Origin of the sequence: Paracoccus sp. (in: a-proteobacteria) (assembly GCF_046462195.1) — a bacterium.
Classification (GTDB): Bacteria; Pseudomonadota; Alphaproteobacteria; order Rhodobacterales; family Rhodobacteraceae; genus Paracoccus.
This window is the reverse complement of the sequence record NZ_JBKGUN010000086.1, coordinates 1-4,052: the sequence shown is the minus strand read 5'-3', so window position 1 is coordinate 4,052 and position 4,052 is coordinate 1. Positions and strand designations below refer to the sequence as shown.

Here is a 4,052-nt window from a genome sequence, read left to right as displayed (position 1 = left end):
TGTTCTGGATCGTCATCAGCCCCAGCTCGGTCAGCTTGGCGCGGGCGAAATCGTCCATCGCGGTCTTGTCCAGCATGCCCATCCACTTGCCCAGGAAGCCGGGCTTCCGGATCTCGCGCCCCATGAACATGTTGTCCGAGATGGACAGGGCCGGTGACAGAGCCAGCGTCTGGTAGACCGTCTCGATCCCCGCCTTGCGCGCATCCAGCGTGCTGGCAAAGCTGATGGGCTTCCCATCCAGCCTGATTTCGCCTTCATCCGGCGTCACGGCGCCCGAGATGGCCTTGATCAGGCTGGATTTGCCCGCTCCGTTGTCGCCGATCACAGCCAGGATCTCGCCGGGATACAGGTCGAAGTCGGCATGATCCATGGCCGTCACGCGGCCATAGCGCTTGACCAGATTGCGTGCGGAAAGAAGCGGCTCAATCATGACGACACCTTTCGGATCCATTGGTCGATGGCGACGGCAAAGATGATCAGCCAGCCTGTCGCGAACAGTTGCCACAGCACGTCCACCCCGGCCAGACGCAGGCCCGAATTGAAGACGCCCACGATCAGCGCCCCGATCAGCGGCCCCAGAATCGATCCTCGTCCGCCGAACAGAGAGATGCCCCCGATCACGACGGCCGTGATGGATTCGAGGTTCGCCTCGAAGAACGAGGTCGGGCTGATCGAGCCCACGCGCCCGATCGAGGACCAGGCGGCCAGCGCGCAAATCATGCCCGACACAACATAAACCGACATCAGCACCCGCTTGGTCTGGATACCGGCAAGCGCCGCGGACTCAGGATCGTCACCCACGGCATAAACCCTGCGCCCCCAGGCCGTCTTGTAGAGCGCATAGTAAAGGACCGCAAAGACGACCAGCATCAGGATGACGCCATAGGTCAGCACCGCGCCGCCCACGTTGAAGCGTTCGCCAAAGAACTTCAGCAGCGGCGCTTCGGCATCCAGCGTCTGGCTGCGGATCGTTTCCCGACCGGACAGGTAATAGTTCAGCGCCAGGAAGATGTTCCATGTGCCCAGCGTGGTGATGAAGGGCGGCAGCTTCAGCCGCGTCACCAGCGTCCCGTTCAACGCGCCGGTGGCAGCCCCGCAGCCGAGGCCCAGCAGGATGGCGATCGGCACCGGAATGCCCCAGTTCACCGCCAGCTGGCCCATGACGACGGAAATCAGCACCATCACCGCCCCCACCGACAGGTCGATGCCTGCGGTCAGGATGACCAGCGACTGCGCCGCGGCCAGGGTGCCCACGACCGCCACCTGCTGCAGGATCAGCGACAGGTTGAAGGCCGAAAAGAAGTTGGGAGAGATCAGCCCGAAGGCGATCAACGACAGGACCAGCACGATGACCGGAACCATGGTGGGATACTGGTGCAGGAAGTGCTGCACCCGGTCCAGCGTGCTGCGGCTTCGGTGCTCGAACTGGGCAACCGTTTCGCTGGCGTTGCGCTGGACCACGGGATCGGGCGTGTCGGACATCGGGGGCTCCGTGATCAAGGGGCGCGACGGCAGGATGCCCGCCGTCGGCCAGGATGTCATGTCAGGAGGGCGTCAGCCCCAGCAGCGCTCCAGCCCTTCCTCGACGCTGATCGACTCGATGCCATCGACCGGCTCGTCGGTGACGAGGTTCACGCCGGTGTTGGTGAAGTTCAGCCCTTCGCTGGTTTGGGGCTTGGTGCCATCCGCCGCAAAAGCCGCAATGGCCTCGATGCCCATGGAGGCCATCATCAGCGGGTACTGCTGCGCAGTGGCCCCGATGACACCATCCGCCACGTTCTGCACGCCGGGGCAGCCGCCATCCACCGACACGATTGTCACGTCGTTTTCACGGCCAAAGGACCGCAGCGCCTCATAAGCGCCGGCAGCGGCGGGTTCGTTGATCGTGTAAACAAGGTTGATGGCCGGGTCGCGCTGCAGCAGCGCTTCCATTGCCTGCTGGCCGCCTTCCTCGTTGCCCGAGGTGACATCGTGGCCGACGACGCGAGCATCATCCTCGTCCCCGATGACGTTCTCATCATTGACGTCGACGCCGAAGCCTTCAAGGAAACCCTGGTCGCGCAGCACGTCCACGGACGGCGCGCTGGCCGAAAGGTCCAGCATGGCGATCTTGGCGTCGGCCGCCGCGTCACCCATCTTGCCCGCGGCCCAGGCGCCGATAAGGCGTCCTGCCTCGCGGTTGTCGGTCGCAAAGGTGCCGTCCGCCGCCTCGATCGGGTCCAGCGGCGTGTCCAGCGCGATGACCAGAATGCCGGCATCGCGCGCCTGGCTCAGCGGATCGACAATGGCCTTGGTATCGGATGCGGTGATCAGGATGCCCTTGACGCCTGCCGCGATGCAGCTTTCGACAGCTTGCTGCTGGGTCTCGTGATCGCCATCGATCTTGCCCGCGAAGGTCATCAATTCGATGTCCAGTTCGGCCGCCTTGGCCGTCGCGCCTTCCTTCATCTTGACGAAGAACGGGTTGATGTCTGTCTTGGTGATCAGGCAGGCCTTCACCGGCTCTTGCGCATGCGCCAGACCGGCAGACAGGACAAGCGCGGACAGCGCGCAGGATGCGCGGAAAACAGTCTTGATCGTCACTTTACGAATCTCCTCCAGAATAGCGGTTCCTCGGCCGCCCTGATTTTCAGAAAGCATCAGGACTGGGGTCTTGTCAATAAATCAATCGTGTTGATTAATGCCTCTCATGGAGGCTTCTCGATGAAACATGATCCGGATATTTCCGGCACCCTCAGCCGGAACGAGCGCATGGTCCTGTCGCTGATCCGGCGTCACGGCCCTTTGGCGCGCGCTGCCATGGCGCAGATGACAGGCCTGTCGGCGCAGTCCATCACCAACCTGTCCCGCAAGCTGATGGCGGCGGGGTATCTCGGCACCGAGGCCGTGGTGCGGGGCAAGGTCGGACAACCCTCGATCCCCCTGTCGCTCGCCCCGGACGGTGCCTATTTCCTTGGTCTCAAGATCGGTCGGCGTTTGGCCGAACTGGCACTGGTCGACTTTTCGGGCAAGGTCCGGATGCACCGGCAAGAGGTTCACGCCTACCCGCGTCCCGACCACATCCTGGCCTTTGCCCGACAGGGCCTCGCAACAATGGAAGCATCTTTGCGTCCCACGGACAGGCCCCGCATCGCAGGGCTTGGCGTCGCCACCCCGTACCGTCTCTGGGACTGGGGGCAGGAAATGTCTGCCTGGCGGGATGTGGATCTGCAGGCCGAACTGGCAGCGGGCCTGCCCTATCCGATCTTTCTGGACAATGACGCCACCACAGCCTGCGGAGCCGAGCTGATCTTTGGGCAAACACTCCTTCCGCGGGACTTCATCCATATCTATGTCGCCCATTTCGCCGGTGGGGGCATCGTGCTGGACGGCGCGCTGCGCCATGGGCCGCAAAGAAATGCGGGCGCGTTAGGTTCGATGCCCGTGCCCGGTGGCGGGCAACTGCTGGACCAGGCCTCCGTGTCCGCACTGGAAAGGCGCATCGGCCGTTCACTGCCGCCGGACGATGCAGGCTGGGACGTTCCCTCTGAGGTCGAGCAGGACTGGGCGGACGAGGCCGGCCGTGCCTTGGCCTTCGTGGCGCTGTCGGCGGTCGCGCTGGCCGACCTGCCGCTGGTTGTCATAGACGGCGCCGTCCCGCCCGCCACGCGCACCCGCCTGACCGAGGCGACGCGTCGTGCCTTGTCCGTCATGCCTGCCGCCGGAATCGACCGTCCCCGGGTGGTCGAAGGCAGCCTGAGCCGCAGCGCCCGCATTCTGGGGGCCGCGGCACTGCCATTGTCCCATTTCTTCCAGCCCGACGGGGCGCTGGCCTAGTTCGTTTGCGCTTGACGCCACCGCGCCGTCGGCTATAAGCGCGCACTTCATTGGTGTTGGTGGACCCCGCAAGGGGAACCCTGTCAGGCCTTGGCCAGAGGACAACGCCCTTCGCAATGCAGAGCAAGGAGAACAGCCGTGACTAAACGCACGTCTGCCAAGTACAAGATCGACCGCCGCATGGGCGAGAACATCTGGGGCCGCGCCAAGTCGCCGGTCAACCGCCGCGAATACGG

Annotated in this window: 4 protein-coding genes and 1 pseudogene; 2 read left to right on the top strand and 3 right to left on the bottom strand. The window is 64.2% G+C overall.

Annotated elements, in window-relative coordinates; all coding sequences use genetic code 11:
- The 3 genes from ACLHHB_RS05695 to ACLHHB_RS05685 all read right to left on the bottom strand — a co-directional run.
- Positions 1-427, bottom strand: a 427-nt coding sequence (locus tag ACLHHB_RS05695) for an ATP-binding cassette domain-containing protein (protein ID WP_410217318.1), incomplete at its 3' end; no start/stop codon positions are given.
- On the bottom strand, positions 427-1,482 hold the full coding sequence (locus tag ACLHHB_RS05690; protein ID WP_410217317.1) for an ABC transporter permease: 1,056 nt from the start codon (positions 1,480-1,482) through the stop codon (positions 427-429). The genes ACLHHB_RS05690 and ACLHHB_RS05695, both read right to left, overlap by 1 nt.
- Positions 1,483-1,554: 72 nt before the next feature.
- Positions 1,555-2,583 carry a sugar ABC transporter substrate-binding protein gene (locus tag ACLHHB_RS05685; protein WP_410217316.1) on the bottom strand — a complete coding sequence of 343 codons (1,029 nt, stop codon included), beginning with the start codon at positions 2,581-2,583 and terminating at the stop codon, positions 1,555-1,557.
- A 120-nt stretch (positions 2,584-2,703) separates the two neighbouring features.
- Here ACLHHB_RS05685 and ACLHHB_RS05680 point away from each other — a divergent pair, with 120 nt between their 5' ends.
- Both ACLHHB_RS05680 and ACLHHB_RS05675 read left to right on the top strand, forming a co-directional pair.
- Positions 2,704-3,816: an ROK family protein gene (locus ACLHHB_RS05680; protein WP_410217315.1), complete on the top strand. Its 1,113-nt coding sequence runs from the start codon at positions 2,704-2,706 to the stop codon at positions 3,814-3,816.
- A gap of 138 nt (positions 3,817-3,954) precedes the next feature.
- Positions 3,955-4,052: pseudogene (locus ACLHHB_RS05675) on the top strand (30S ribosomal protein S4); the annotation flags it as partial.